Annotated in this window: 10 protein-coding genes and 1 other annotated feature; of the genes, 9 read left to right on the plus strand and 1 reads right to left on the minus strand. The window is 39.5% G+C overall.

Going from position 1 to position 13,777, the window contains the following annotated elements; translation table 11 throughout:
• The first annotated feature begins 9 nt into the window (after positions 1-9).
• The 6 genes from hemC (at position 10) to ysxE (ending at position 7,065) form a co-directional block, all read left to right on the plus strand.
• Positions 10-945, plus strand: a complete 936-nt coding sequence (hemC, locus tag C1726_RS17835) for a hydroxymethylbilane synthase (protein ID WP_102274386.1) — start codon at positions 10-12, stop codon at positions 943-945.
• A complete protein-coding gene (locus tag C1726_RS17840; RefSeq protein WP_102274387.1) occupies positions 942-1,733 on the plus strand; it encodes a uroporphyrinogen-III synthase in 792 nt (263 codons plus the stop codon). Before hemC ends, C1726_RS17840 begins: the two co-directional genes overlap by 4 nt.
• Positions 1,733-2,710, plus strand: a complete 978-nt coding sequence (gene hemB / locus C1726_RS17845; RefSeq protein ID WP_102274388.1) for a porphobilinogen synthase — start codon at positions 1,733-1,735, stop codon at positions 2,708-2,710. The genes C1726_RS17840 and hemB overlap by 1 nt, the downstream gene beginning before the upstream one ends.
• A 215-nt stretch (positions 2,711-2,925) precedes the next feature.
• Positions 2,926-4,215 (plus strand): glutamate-1-semialdehyde 2,1-aminomutase, encoded by a 1,290-nt coding sequence (gene hemL, locus C1726_RS17850; RefSeq protein WP_102274389.1) that lies wholly within the window; start codon positions 2,926-2,928, stop codon positions 4,213-4,215.
• A gap of 405 nt (positions 4,216-4,620) precedes the next feature.
• On the plus strand, positions 4,621-5,763 hold the full coding sequence (spoVID, locus tag C1726_RS17860; protein WP_102274391.1) for a stage VI sporulation protein D: 1,143 nt from the start codon (positions 4,621-4,623) through the stop codon (positions 5,761-5,763).
• A 243-nt stretch (positions 5,764-6,006) separates the two neighbouring features.
• On the plus strand, positions 6,007-7,065 hold the full coding sequence (gene ysxE, locus C1726_RS17865) for a spore coat protein YsxE (protein WP_102274392.1): 1,059 nt from the start codon (positions 6,007-6,009) through the stop codon (positions 7,063-7,065).
• A gap of 17 nt (positions 7,066-7,082) precedes the next feature.
• On the opposite strand, the gene C1726_RS17870 is transcribed toward ysxE, so the two are convergent.
• Positions 7,083-7,274 (minus strand): hypothetical protein, encoded by a 192-nt coding sequence (locus C1726_RS17870; RefSeq protein ID WP_082631697.1) that lies wholly within the window; start codon positions 7,272-7,274, stop codon positions 7,083-7,085.
• Positions 7,275-7,470: 196 nt separating this feature from the next.
• Positions 7,471-7,743 (plus strand) — a binding site (T-box leader).
• Between the two features lie 102 nt (positions 7,744-7,845).
• On the opposite strand from C1726_RS17870, the gene C1726_RS17875 reads away from it, so the two are divergent.
• The 3 genes from C1726_RS17875 to C1726_RS17885 all read left to right on the plus strand — a co-directional run bounded on the left by C1726_RS17875 (position 7,846) and on the right by C1726_RS17885 (position 13,679).
• Positions 7,846-10,491 carry a valine--tRNA ligase gene (locus C1726_RS17875; RefSeq protein WP_102274393.1) on the plus strand — a complete coding sequence of 882 codons (2,646 nt, stop codon included), beginning with the start codon at positions 7,846-7,848 and terminating at the stop codon, positions 10,489-10,491.
• A gap of 70 nt (positions 10,492-10,561) precedes the next feature.
• Complete coding sequence (locus tag C1726_RS17880; protein ID WP_102274394.1) at positions 10,562-11,869, plus strand: bifunctional folylpolyglutamate synthase/dihydrofolate synthase; 1,308 nt, start codon at positions 10,562-10,564, stop codon at positions 11,867-11,869.
• 94 nt (positions 11,870-11,963) lie between these two features.
• A complete protein-coding gene (locus C1726_RS17885) occupies positions 11,964-13,679 on the plus strand; it encodes a sensor domain-containing diguanylate cyclase (protein WP_102274395.1) in 1,716 nt (571 codons plus the stop codon).
• Positions 13,680-13,777 lie beyond the last annotated feature (98 nt).

Consider the following 13,777-nt stretch of genomic DNA (forward strand, 5'->3'; position numbering starts at 1 on the left):
GAGGCTATCATGAGAAAAATTATTGTTGGTTCACGCAGAAGTAAACTTGCATTAACACAGACGAATTGGGTTATTAATCAATTAAAGGCACTGGACCCGTCTTTCGATTTTGAAGTAAAGGAGATCGTCACAAAAGGGGACCGAATTCTTGATGTGACCTTATCAAAAGTAGGCGGTAAAGGACTGTTTGTGAAAGAAATTGAGCAGGCAATGCTTGATAAAGAAATTGATATGGCCGTACATAGCATGAAGGATATGCCTGCCATTCTTCCAGATGGCCTCGTAATTGGCTGTATACCAGAAAGAGAAGATCATCGCGATGCGCTTATTTCTAAAAATCATATCCGATTTGATGATCTAAAGCCGGGAGCTATTGTTGGAACTAGCAGCTTAAGGAGAGCTGCCCAGCTTTTAGCCCGCCGTCCTGACATTGAAATTAAATGGATTCGCGGAAATATCGACACAAGGTTAGAAAAATTAGAATCCGAAGAATATGATGCGATTATTTTAGCAGCTGCAGGTCTTTCAAGACTAGGATGGGCATCAGATGTGGTAACTGAGTTTCTAGATCCTGATATTTGTCTCCCTGCTATCGGACAAGGTGCATTATCTATAGAGTGCCGTGGTGATGATGAAGAACTGCTTGGATTATTAAAGAAATTCACATGTGAAAATACAGATGCTACAGTTCGAGCGGAACGTGCTTTCCTTCATAAAATGGAAGGCGGCTGTCAAGTTCCGATTGCAGGATTCGCAGAGCTTAATGACAAGGAAGAAGTGGTATTAACCGCACTTGTCGGTTCACCAGATGGAAAAATTATTTATAAAGAGCAGATTACTGGCTCAAATCCAGAAGAGGTTGGAATTGCTGCCGCAAATAGCTTAATTAAGCTTGGGGGAAAAGAATTAATTGATCAGGTTAAAGCGGAGATGGAAGGCAAATGACAGCCTCATCCCTTCCTTTAAAAGGAAAAAATATACTTGTTCCTAGAAGTAAGGGACAGGCACAATCCTTTTCAGACTTAGTAGAGAAATACGGCGGGAATCCTGTTGAAATCCCTCTGCTTGCCTTTAGGCCTGCTAGTTCTGCAGAAAATCATGCAATTATCAATCAGCTGCATACATATGATTGGCTTATTTTTACGAGCAGTATAACGGTTGAAACGTTTCTTTCCTTTCTTCATCCATCTGATAGAAACCATATGCCAAAAATTGCCGCGATTGGAAAGAAGACAGAAAGCTATTTACTAGCTAAAGGTCTGCAAGTTGATTTTACGCCGCAAGAATTTGTTGCGGAGGGGTTTGTCGAAGAATTTAAACCATATGTAAAAATGGGTATGAAAGTACTTATTCCAAAGGGGAATTTGGCCCGCAATTATATTGCTGCTCATTTAACCAAGCATGGTGCAGTCGTTGATGAAGCAGTCATATATGAAACATATTTCCCTGAAGATAGCAGAGAACTCATTAAAGACAAGCTTTCTTGCAGCCAATTAGATATCTTAACCTTTACTAGTCCGTCTACAATTGACCATCTGATGGCTGTCGTTAAAGAGAATAATCTTTACGATAAGGTAGAAGCTTGTATCATTGGCTGTATCGGTCCAGTTACGAAGGAAAGAATTGAGGCATACGGACTTAAGGTTCATATTGCACCAGATGTTTACACCGTTCATCATATGATAAAAAGTACAATTGATTATTTAGAAAATGAATATCGGAGGGCATTATAATGGATTTACAATTCACACGTCATAGACGCTTACGCCAAAGTGCAAATATGCGTGCACTCGTACGCGAAAATCATTTAACAATTGATGATTTCATTTATCCTATTTTTGTAGCAGAGGGAAAGGATATTAAGAAGGAAATTACATCAATGCCTGGCGTTTATAATTTATCATTGGACCATCTTGAAGATGAAATGAATGAGGTTGTCGCTTTAGGCATTAAATCAGTTTTATTATTTGGTATTCCTTTAGAGAAGGACGAATGCGGCGGACAAGCTTACCATGATCATGGAATTGTCCAAGAAGCAACTCGTTTAATTAAATCGAAGTTCCCAGAGGTAATCGTTATTGCTGACACTTGCCTTTGTGAATACACTAGCCATGGTCATTGCGGTTTGATAGAAGGAGACCAAGTGTTAAATGATGCCTCACTTGAATTGCTCGTTCAAACTGCTGTAAGCCAAGCAAAAGCAGGGGCGGATATTATTGCACCCTCTAATATGATGGACGGTTTTGTTGTTGCCATTCGTGCAGGTTTAGATGAGGCTGGTTTTGAAAATGTGCCAATTATGTCTTATGCGGTGAAGTATGCCTCTGCCTTCTATGGCCCATTCCGTGACGCGGCTGACAGTACTCCGCAATTTGGCGACCGAAAGGCTTATCAAATGGATCCTGCAAATCGGATGGAAGCATTGCGTGAGGCGGAGTCTGATTTAATGGAGGGCGCCGATTTCCTAATTGTGAAACCTGGTTTGCCATATCTTGATATTGTTCGTGATGTGAAAAATAATTTCAATCTTCCACTCGTTATTTATAATGTGAGCGGTGAATATTCCATGGTTAAAGCAGCAGCTCAAAACGGCTGGATTGATGAAAAAAGAATCGTCATGGAAATGCTTACTGGGATGAAACGTGCTGGATGTGACCTTATCATTACATACCATGCAAAAGATGCAGCAAGATGGCTGAAAGAACAATAATATTTTTTACACTTAGTTAATAGATTTAGGTACTAAGCAAGGGTATTTGTACGGCAATATAGATGAATGTGTTGGAATAAAGTTAGGTTGATTGGAGAGTAAGCGACGAGGAGGCTCAGCGCCCGCCCCGCGGAAAGCGAGCATCCTGTAGCGGAAATCAACCTTTGCTAAAACTGTATTATTTTCAACAATAAAAAAGTGAAAAGAGGGATTAGATGCGCTCTTATGATAAATCCATTCAGGCTTTTAAGGAAGCGAAAAAATTAATGCCGGGCGGAGTTAACTCTCCTGTTCGTGCATTTAAATCGGTAAACATGGATCCAATTTTTATGGAAAGAGGTAAAGGGTCAAAAATCTATGATATCGATGGCAATGAATATATTGATTACGTATTGTCATGGGGTCCGCTCATTTTAGGACATACAAATGATCGTGTCGTTGAGGCTCTTAAAAAGGTTGCGGAGTTAGGGACAAGCTTTGGTGCACCAACAGTTACTGAAAATGAGCTTGCTAAGCTAGTTATTGAAAGAGTCCCGTCTATTGAAATCATTCGCATGGTTTCTTCAGGAACAGAAGCAACAATGAGTGCGCTAAGACTGGCACGAGGCTATACAGGACGTAACAAAATTTTAAAGTTTGAAGGCTGCTACCATGGTCATGGCGATTCCTTATTGATTAAAGCTGGTTCTGGGGTGGCAACACTTGGTCTTCCAGATAGCCCGGGGGTACCTGAAGGTATTGCGAAGAATACGATTACTGTTCCTTATAATGATTTAGAGAGCGTAAAGTATGCTTTCGAGCAATTTGGCGAAGATATTGCAGGGATTATTGTAGAGCCTGTTGCGGGTAATATGGGCGTTGTACCGCCGCTGCCAGGATTTTTAGAAGGACTTAGAGAAATTACAACACAATACGGGGCACTGCTGATTTTTGATGAAGTAATGACCGGCTTCCGTGTCGGCTATAACTGTGCACAAGGCTACTTCAAAGTTACACCGGATATCACTTGTTTAGGAAAAGTTATCGGTGGAGGACTTCCTGTAGGTGCATACGGCGGCAAGGCTGAAATCATGGAACAAATTGCACCGAGCGGACCAATCTATCAAGCTGGAACATTATCTGGAAACCCGCTAGCTATGACAGCTGGATATGAAACATTAAGTCAACTGACACCAGAGGCATATACGGAATTTACCCGTAAAGGAGATATGCTTGAAGCTGGTATTAAAGCGGCTGCTGAAAAGTATGATATTCCGAATACTGTCAATCGTGCAGGCTCAATGATCGGCTTCTTCTTTACGAATGAAAATGTTATTAATTATGATAAAGCAAAAGCTTCAAACTTAGACTATTTTGCAGCATATTACCGTGAAATGGCAAATCAAGGTGTCTTCCTTCCTCCATCTCAATTTGAAGGCTTGTTCTTATCAACTGCACACAGTGATGAAGATATAGAAAAGACATTACAAGCGATCGACATAGCTTTTTCAAAACTTAAAGCATAACAATTTGGCACTCATCTTCAGGATGAGTGTCTTTTATTTTGGTGAAAGAAAGGATAATTGCGAATTTCTGAAAATATTTGCAAACTCTAAAGGATATTTGCGAAATAGCGAGTATATTTGCAAACCTCAAGAGATATTTGCGAAAAACTAAATATATTTGCAAACCATAAGTATATTTTCGAAATCCCGAATATATTTGCAACCCCCAAAGTATTTTTGCGAATTTCTGAATATATTTGCAAAAATTCAAGACTTTTTTGCAACCTCCCAATTAATAGCTCCTTCCCTATTATGTATGCTTTTCTTTCACACGAACCTTTTTCCGGTCATAAAAAAATAAACTTTCTCATAAAGTGTAAATGACATAGTGATAAAGCGTGTTGTGTAATGAAAGGAGGAGTCGCTTTGTCTCAGGGGAGCCAATCGTGTTTACGATTTTCTTTAGAAGAGTCCGTCTGGTTTCAAAAAGGACAGGAAGTATTAGATTTGATTTCAATCTCGCTAGACCCTGATATTTTTATTCAGGAAGATGATCAATATGTTACGATTCAAGGAGCGCTCGAGCTATCAGGTGAATATAAACGCAATGAAACCGAGACGGTGGATGATGAAGAAACTTTTGCCGCTCCAAAATTCATTCAAGTGGTCGAAGAAAGAGAAGAAGGAGTTTGTGAATTTAAACATTACTTCCCAGTGGATATAACGATACCTATCAATAGAATTCAAAACTTAAATGATATTGATGTACAAGTAGAATCCTTTGATTATATATTTCCAGAAAGAAGCTGCATGAAGCTATCAGCTAATTTAATGATCACTGGCTTATATGGTGAGCAACAGCCAGCTTTCGAAGCAGACACACAGGAGGAAGAAGAATTAGAACTCCTATTAGATCGATCATCTGTTGCAGAAGACGAAGTAGATGTGAGTCCATTAGAAAAAGCCTTTGCAGAAGAAAATGAACAGGAAGAAGATCGTACAGAAATTTTTGTTAGTTCAGCAGACAAAAATGAAAAGCAGGAAGAGTTTATAGAGAAAGTCTATATCCCTTTTGAAGCAGAGGCTAGGAAAGAGCCTGAATCAGAGCCAGAGGTGAAAGAAGAAGTAAGGGGAGATGAGCCCGAAATCACTTTTTATTCTGCAAAAAGAAATGAAGAGTCACCCCCATCTGCTGAAGACATTTTTGAAATTCCTGCAGATGAAAGTCCAGTACAGGATGTGGACATGGTTGATGTTGAAAGCCCTGAACATGATGCAAAACTGGAATCTCCAGAAATAAAAGATGAAAGTCCTGAGAAAACAGATAAGAAAAAGAAAAAGTCGAAAAAGAAGAGCATGACCTTAACCGAATTTTTTGCCCGTAAGGAAGATGCGGATCATGTGGCAAAATTAAAAGTGTGTATTGTTCAGAGCGGAGATACAATCGATCAAATTGCTGAAAGGTATTCAATCGGTGTTCACCAGCTGCTAAGTGTCAATCATTTAGAAATTAGTCAAGATATATATGAAGGGCAAGTGCTTTATATTCCAGCTGTTGTAGCCCGTTAGAAAAATGCAAAAACAGGCTGGGCGGGTTAGCGGACACCTGCTTAGGCTGTTTTCTTTTTTAATTTGGGACCTGTCTAGCTACAGCGCCTATCGCCTATCAAACTTCAGGTCTTCTCCCTACGATAAGTCAACATCGGTTCGCTTGCGCTCACCGTGTTTCCTTTATCTCAGTCGAAGCCCCTCCAGTTAGTACGGCGATGATCAAGGCGCTTACGCTTTTCTTATGAAAGAGAGTGGATTCTTATGGAAAAGGAGAATCGTTTATTAAAGGTTGCACCGATATTAAGGAACTATGCTCTTGAGCCGCATTTTGTTGAGGAGCGTGGCCGTGTACGGAAAATTTATACGAATAAAGGGGTCTTTGCCTTAAAGAAAATTGATCCAAAGCATGGCGGTGATTTCATCCGTCATGTCCAATCCCTTTTTCAAAAAGGGTACAACAGAATTGTTCCTATTTTTCCTGCCGTTGATGGAAGGTATGCGGTTTTACATGAGAATGAATTATATTACTTAATGCCTTGGTTGGCAAATGAAGTAACGGAAAATCGATTTGAACGGAATCAGCAGCTGTTTCGCGAACTTGCAAGACTTCATACTTTATCCGTTAGGGAAGTAACAATAAGCAAGGAGGATCGAGCGGAGCATTATGAAAAAACATTGCTTGAATGGGAGAAAGAAAATGAATTTTTAATAGGTTTTATTGAATCATGTGAAAGAAGAGAATATTTGTCTCCCTTCGAGCTATTGTTTACTTTATCCTACCACGACATTAGCCAAGCATTGCAATTTTCCATCAAAAGATTTAAAACATGGTATGAAAAAACGGAGGAAAGTGAAAAAGCCCGTACAGTGATTATACACGGAAAGGTATCTACCGAGCATTTCTTATTTGATGATAAAGGACACGGATACTTCTCCAATTTTGAAAAGTCCAGACTAGGCTCTCCTCTTCATGATTTACTGCCGTTCTTATCAAGAACATTAAAAACGTACCCGAAACGTTCGGAGGAATGCATAGAGTGGATATATACGTATTTGAAGTATTTCCCATTTAAAGAGGATGAGTTATTGCTTTTTCAGAGCTATTTTGCCCATCCAGGTGCAGTCATCCGATCAGCTGAAAACTATTTTAAAGACGCAGATCGCAAAGGGGAAAGAAAATCAGTCCTGCACTTCCAAAGACAGTACTGGCAACTGAAAAACACAGAGTATATTTTGATGAGAATTGAAGAAATTGAGGCACAAAAGAAGCAGGCAAAAGCAATGGCTGAGGCAGAAGGGCAAGGAGGAGCCCAGAATTGAATAAAAATTTTGGGCTCCTATAGCAATTCAAAGTGGAAGGCAATAGCTAATAATATTAACACGGTTAGCAGTAATACATCGAGCGTAAAAGGAAAAAGGATCGTTCGAATTCCTTGAAAAACACAAATAGGAATGATAAATTGTGCGCAAACTCCTCTAATTTTTCTTAACCACGGCGGGAGAATATACGGATTATATCTTCTTTTCAATCGGCATGCCCCCTTTCTATACAATCCTTTCTCATATTTATTCTATGTACGGTTTTCATGGTTAGTGCCTATAATTTGTAAGAGCCTTTTTTATAAAAACATGTAAGAAAAAAATAAAAATGAATAAATTATAAATAAATAGGCAATTAATATTGACTATAGCCATCATTTTTCGGTAGTATATTTATAAATTAAATCACAAGCGTTGACAGGGAAGAGTACAATAGCCATTTGCTTTTTAGAGAGGAAAACCATCAGCTGAAAGGTTTCTAAGCGATAACTATTGGAAGGTCGCCCTCGAGCTTCTTTCGCGAAAGGACTTTCGTCCAAGTAGTGAAAGACGGGAAATCCGTTATCTATTTAAGAGTCAATCATTTCTTTAAGGAATGTCAGTGCCCTAGTGCTTCTGTTATTCTTATATGATTGAAAAAAAGGTGGTACCGCGAAGCAAACTCCATTCGTCCTTTTAAGGCGAATGGAGTTTTTTTATTTTCTGGTTTTGCACCAACAATATTATTTAACAGAACCATTTTTTAAACTGCTGCGATTTATGAATGAAAGGATGATCAAAATGGAAACGAAGGAACTGACGATGCCGACGAAATATGATCCACAGGCAATAGAGCAAGGACGCTATGATTGGTGGCTAAAGGGAAAATATTTTGAGGCGAAGGATGACGAAAAGAAGGAGCCATATACGATTGTTATTCCACCGCCTAACGTAACTGGAAGATTGCATCTTGGGCATGCATGGGATACGACCCTTCAAGATATTCTAACACGTATGAAGCGGATGCAAGGCTATGATGTATTGTGGCTGCCAGGCATGGACCATGCTGGTATTGCCACACAAGCTAAAGTAGAGGAAAAGCTTCGTAATGAAGGAAAGAGCCGCTATGACTTAGGCCGTGAAAAATTTGTTGAAGAAACATGGAAATGGAAAGAGGAATATGCTAGCCATATCCGCCAACAATGGTCGAAGCTTGGTCTAGGGCTTGATTACAGCCGTGAGCGTTTTACGCTTGATGAAGGGCTATCCAAGGCTGTTCGTGAAGTATTTGTTTCCCTTTATAATAAAGGGCTAATCTACCGCGGTGAATATATCATTAACTGGGACCCGTCAACGAAAACTGCTCTCTCTGACATTGAGGTTATCCATAAAGATGTACAGGGTGCATTCTATCATATGAGATACCCGCTTGCAGACGGGTCAGGACATATTGAGATTGCAACTACTCGTCCTGAGACAATGCTTGGCGATACAGCTGTAGCTGTTCACCCTGAAGATGAGCGTTATAAGCATTTAATTGGCAAAACAGTAAAGCTGCCAATTGTGGGACGCGAAATTCCAATTGTTGCTGATGATTATGTTGATATGGAGTTTGGTTCAGGTGCAGTGAAAATTACTCCTGCACATGACCCGAATGACTTCGAAATCGGAAACCGCCACAATCTTGAACGTGTTCTTGTTATGAATGAAGATGGAACGATGAATGCAAAGGCTGATAAGTACCAAGGGATGGATCGTTTCGAATGCCGCAAGCAGATTGTTAAAGATCTGCAGGAGCAAGGTGTACTATTTAAAATTGAAGAGCATATGCATTCGGTTGGCCACTCTGAACGAAGCGGTGCGGTAGTTGAACCATATCTATCCACTCAATGGTTTGTAAAAATGCAGCCATTAGCCGATGAAGCCATTGCCCTTCAGGCGAAAGAAAATAAAGTAAACTTTGTTCCAAACCGTTTTGAAAATACGTATCTCCGCTGGATGGAGAATATCCGTGACTGGTGTATCTCACGTCAGCTTTGGTGGGGACACCGTATTCCAGCTTGGTACCATAAGGAAACAGGTGAGGTTTTCGTTGGCCATGAAGCACCAGCAGATATCGAAAACTGGGAGCAGGATAAGGATGTTTTAGACACTTGGTTCAGTTCTGCTCTATGGCCATTCTCGACAATGGGCTGGCCAGATACAGAGTCTGCTGATTATAAGCGCTATTATCCAACGGCAGCTCTTGTTACAGGATATGATATTATCTTCTTCTGGGTATCAAGAATGATTTTCCAAGGGCTTGAATTTACAGGTGAACGTCCATTTAATGATGTACTTATTCATGGGCTCGTTCGTGATGCTGAAGGCCGCAAGATGAGTAAGTCACTTGGCAATGGTGTTGATCCAATGGATGTCATTGATAAATACGGTGCGGATTCACTTCGCTACTTCTTATCAACAGGAAGCTCACCAGGTCAGGATTTACGATTCAGCATGGAGAAGGTTGAAGCGACTTGGAACTTTGCGAATAAAATTTGGAATGCATCCCGTTTTGCATTAATGAATATGAACGGCTTAACCTATGAAGAAATTGATCTAAGCGGAGAAAAATCAGTGGCTGATAAATGGATCTTAACTCGTTTGAATGAAACGATTGAAACCGTAACAAGACTATCAGACCGCTATGAATTCGGTGAAGTTGGCCGTATTCTTTATAACTTCATTTGGGACGATTTCTGTGACTGGTATATTGAAATGGCTAAGCTTCCTCTATACGGAGAAGACGAAGCAGCAAAGAAAACAACTCGTTCTATTTTGGCTTATGTACTAGATAATACAATGAGATTGCTGCATCCGTTCATGCCTTTCATTACCGAGGAAATTTGGCAAAACCTTCCTCACTTAGGCAAATCGATTACAACAGCTGCATGGCCAAATGTGAATCCTGAATTCACGGATGAGAAGGCTGCTGATGAAATGAAGCTATTAGTTGAAATCATCCGCTCCGTTCGCAATAGCCGTGCGGAAGTGAACACACCAATGAGTAAAAAGATTAAGATGATTTTAAAAGCAAAAGATGAAGCGATTCTGAGCACATTAGAAAGCAATCGCGGCTATATTGAGCGTTTCTGCAATCCAGAGGAATTAATCCTAGCAACGGATGTTGAAACCCCTGAAAAAGCGATGACAGCGGTTGTAACTGGTGCAGAAATTATTCTCCCACTTGAGGGCTTAATCAATATTGAAGAAGAAATTGCCCGCCTAGAAAAAGAATGGGATAAACTGAACAAAGAAGTAGAGCGTGTTCAAAAGAAATTGAGTAATGAGGGCTTTGTTAAAAAGGCACCTGAAAAAGTTATTGAAGAAGAAAAAGCGAAAGAGCTCGACTATAGTGAGAAGCGAGCGGCTGTTGAAGCGCGAATAAAAGAATTAAAAGGCGAATAGCAAAAGTATTTGAAGGCGAATCCAAACTAGATTGGATTCGTCTTCCTATGTGTAGTTAGGAGGGGCTAACATGTTTAATACATATGAGGAAGCAGTTAATTGGATACACTCTCGCTTAAGACTTGGTGTGAAACCAGGATTGAAAAGAATGGAATGGATGATGGAGAAGCTGGGGCATCCTGAAAGACGAATGAAGTCGATCCATATTGGTGGAACAAATGGAAAGGGTTCAACATTAACATATCTTCGCCATATTCTTCAGGAATCTGGCTGTTCCGTAGGGACTTTTACCTCACCATATTTCGAGCAGTTTAATGAAAGAATTGCATGGAATGGGGTTCCGATTAAAGACGAGGATATTGTACGGCTTGCAAATGATATTTACCCGCTTTCCGTTGAACTGGAAGCGACTGATCTTGGAGGTCCAACAGAATTTGAAATCATCACAGCGATGGCGATGCAGTATTTTGGACATGTACAGCCGGTTGATATTGTTTTATTTGAGGTTGGGTTAGGCGGAAGATTCGATTCCACTAATATCATCTTTCCGATCCTATCCATTATTACAAATATCGGCTTAGATCATACAGGCATACTTGGATCTACACATGCAGAAATCGCTTTTGAAAAAGCAGGTATTATTAAACCGGGAACGAACATCATTACGGCAGTAAAGCAAGAAGAAGCTAAGAAAGTGATTGAAAATAAGGCACTTGAAATGAAGGCACCATTGTATTCTCTTGGCAGCCAGTTTTCTATTGAAGATCATCACTCAACAGCAACTGGGGAACTATTTTCGCAAGAAACACCTTTTCGTAAATGGAGTAATTTAGAGATCTCTATGGCAGGAAACCACCAAACAGAAAATGCCTCTTTAGCGATAATGGCGGTGGAGCTATTAAATAAATATTATTCTTTCTTAATAGAGGACGAGCATATTTATTCAGGTTTAAAAAAGGCATACTGGCCAGGCCGTTTTGAAACGATTTCGATGGATCCATTAATTATTATTGATGGGGCTCATAATGAAGAAGGAATCACAGCGTTAGTAAATGAATTGAACAAGCGCTATTCGGATAAAAAAATCAGAATCATCTTTACAGCTCTATCTGATAAAAAATTGGATAAGATGATCCTAAATTTAGACACGGCTGCAGATAAAATCACCTTTGTAAGCTTTGATTTTCCGAGAGCAGCAAATGCAGAAGCGTTATTCAACATAAGTCAAAATGACAATAAATATTGCACAAATGATTGGAAAGCAGCAGTTGATGAGGAGATCCGCACCCTTCAAAAAGATGAAATCCTCATTATTACAGGGTCACTTTACTTTCTGTCTGAGGCAAAGCCGTATTTGTTAGAAGTTGTAAATAGGTAATTTTATGAAGGATTCATGTGACAATTGATTGAAAATTTGATACGATGTTCATGTTATATGACTTATTACCTATAAATGTGAGAGGGGGATATATATGGTAAGTGGAGCAAAGAAATGGATTATATGGTTGCTTTGGCTGGTCATTTTTCCATTAGGCTTATGGTTTACTTTCCAAACATATCCTCCATATATTTCTGGACAGGAAATAGATGTTTTTATTTATTTACTGTTGGCTATAGTTGTTGCAGCTACACCAATGGTCATAAATGGAAGTCCGGTATTTTTAATTCAGTGGATATCATGGGCTGCTTTTTTAACATTTGGATTATTTGTTGAGCTAGTCATGGCACAAATAGCATTGATTGTATTATTTATCAGAGTTAAACTTCCGCGGAATGCTTTTTTTCGGCTTCCATTGAATTCGCTGATGTTTTTCCTCGTTTCATTACTAAGCGGTGTTTTTTATTATTCCTTAGGAGGAAATACGGGAGTAAGCTTAAGCGAAGTTAAAATGACCTTTTGGCTAGTTGTTACTTATCCTGTACTCTACTATTTTCTCAATCACTTCATCATCATTATTATTAATTTTGCAGTCTACAATAATAAAAAGAAGATTTTTGGCAAGGACTTCATCTGGGAGACGGTAACGACTCTCATTACCTTTCCAATTGGTTTTGTCCTTTATATATTGTATACAGAGGTAGGTCTCATCGCATTACTATTTGTGGGTGTTCCATTCGCAAGCCTATCAATCATATTAAATCTTTATTATTCAAGTGACAAAATTAATACATACTTGCAAAAAGCAACAGAAATTGGTCATCAGCTTGCAGAAAAACTTGTTGTGAATGAGGTAATCAATTTATTTATTGAAAAGATTACAAAAATGCTTACAGTTGATTACGCTTACATTCTAGATGTTGTCGATGAGAATGAGTTACAGCTGCTGCGATGTATTGAGAACGGGAAAGAAAAATCGGCTAATATTCGCCCGCTAAAGAAAAATGAAGGAATTAGCGGCCTTGTTTGGGATAAAGGGGAAGCGATGCTTTTTCACACGAAAAAAGAGTGGAAGCATATTGTTAAAGGGTATATGCCTGAGACAGTTGAAAGTGTTATTTGTGTACCGATTGTACGCAATAACAAGGTAATGGGTGTACTTTTACTTGCTTCAACCCAGAAAAGAGCATATGAAAAATCCCAGCTTATGATTGTTGATATTCTCTGCTCACACTTTGCTGTTGCGATCGAGAATGCTAGGCATTATGAAGAAACTAAGGCACAAAGCGAGCGTTGCGCCTTAACGAAGCTGTATAATTACCGTTATTTTGAAAACCTATTAACTAAAGAATTTGACCGACTTGAAACTTTTGAAAGAGAACAACTATCACTGCTCATTCTCGATGTTGATCACTTTAAAAAAATAAATGATACATACGGTCATCAAAGCGGCAATGAAATCCTTTGTCAGCTTGCCAACGAACTGCAAAAGCTGATAGGAGTTAGAGGAACCGTTGCCCGGTATGGGGGGGAGGAATTTGTTATCCTTCTTCCAGATGTGACTAAAGAAGAAGCGCTTATAGCAGCTGAAACCATCAGGCAAACCATTGCTTTACATACATTCATCCTGACGCAGCATATGGAGCGGGATCGTACTCCACTTGGTGTTAACATTACAGCTTCAATTGGAGTTGCAGCTGCCCCATCCGATGCAGAAGATTCACTTGGGTTAATCAGACATGCCGACAGGGCGCTGTATGTTGGCGCGAAAAGGGCTGGACGGAATCGGGTGGCGGAGTATGTGAGGTGAGACCCCAATGTCGTTGGGGTTTTTGTTTTTATTGCCAAATAATTCTTATCGATATAAAATAACTTATTGCGTTTAAAAAAATTCACTATAATTCCCTT

The organism is Cytobacillus massiliigabonensis, from assembly GCF_900199725.1.
In the GTDB taxonomy this organism is placed as follows: Bacteria; Bacillota; Bacilli; order Bacillales; family Cytobacillaceae; genus Cytobacillus; species Cytobacillus massiliigabonensis.

Coding starts and splice junctions, on each gene's coding strand:
- hemC (WP_102274386.1), top strand. CDS start 10: ATGAGAAAAATTATTGTTGGTTCACGCAGAAGTAAACTTGCATTAACA.
- C1726_RS17840 (WP_102274387.1), top strand. CDS start 942: ATGACAGCCTCATCCCTTCCTTTAAAAGGAAAAAATATACTTGTTCCT.
- hemB (WP_102274388.1), top strand. CDS start 1,733: ATGGATTTACAATTCACACGTCATAGACGCTTACGCCAAAGTGCAAAT.
- hemL (WP_102274389.1), top strand. CDS start 2,926: ATGCGCTCTTATGATAAATCCATTCAGGCTTTTAAGGAAGCGAAAAAA.
- ysxE (WP_102274392.1), top strand. CDS start 6,007: ATGGAAAAGGAGAATCGTTTATTAAAGGTTGCACCGATATTAAGGAAC.
- C1726_RS17875 (WP_102274393.1), top strand. CDS start 7,846: ATGGAAACGAAGGAACTGACGATGCCGACGAAATATGATCCACAGGCA.
- C1726_RS17880 (WP_102274394.1), top strand. CDS start 10,562: ATGTTTAATACATATGAGGAAGCAGTTAATTGGATACACTCTCGCTTA.
- C1726_RS17885 (WP_102274395.1), top strand. CDS start 11,964: ATGGTAAGTGGAGCAAAGAAATGGATTATATGGTTGCTTTGGCTGGTC.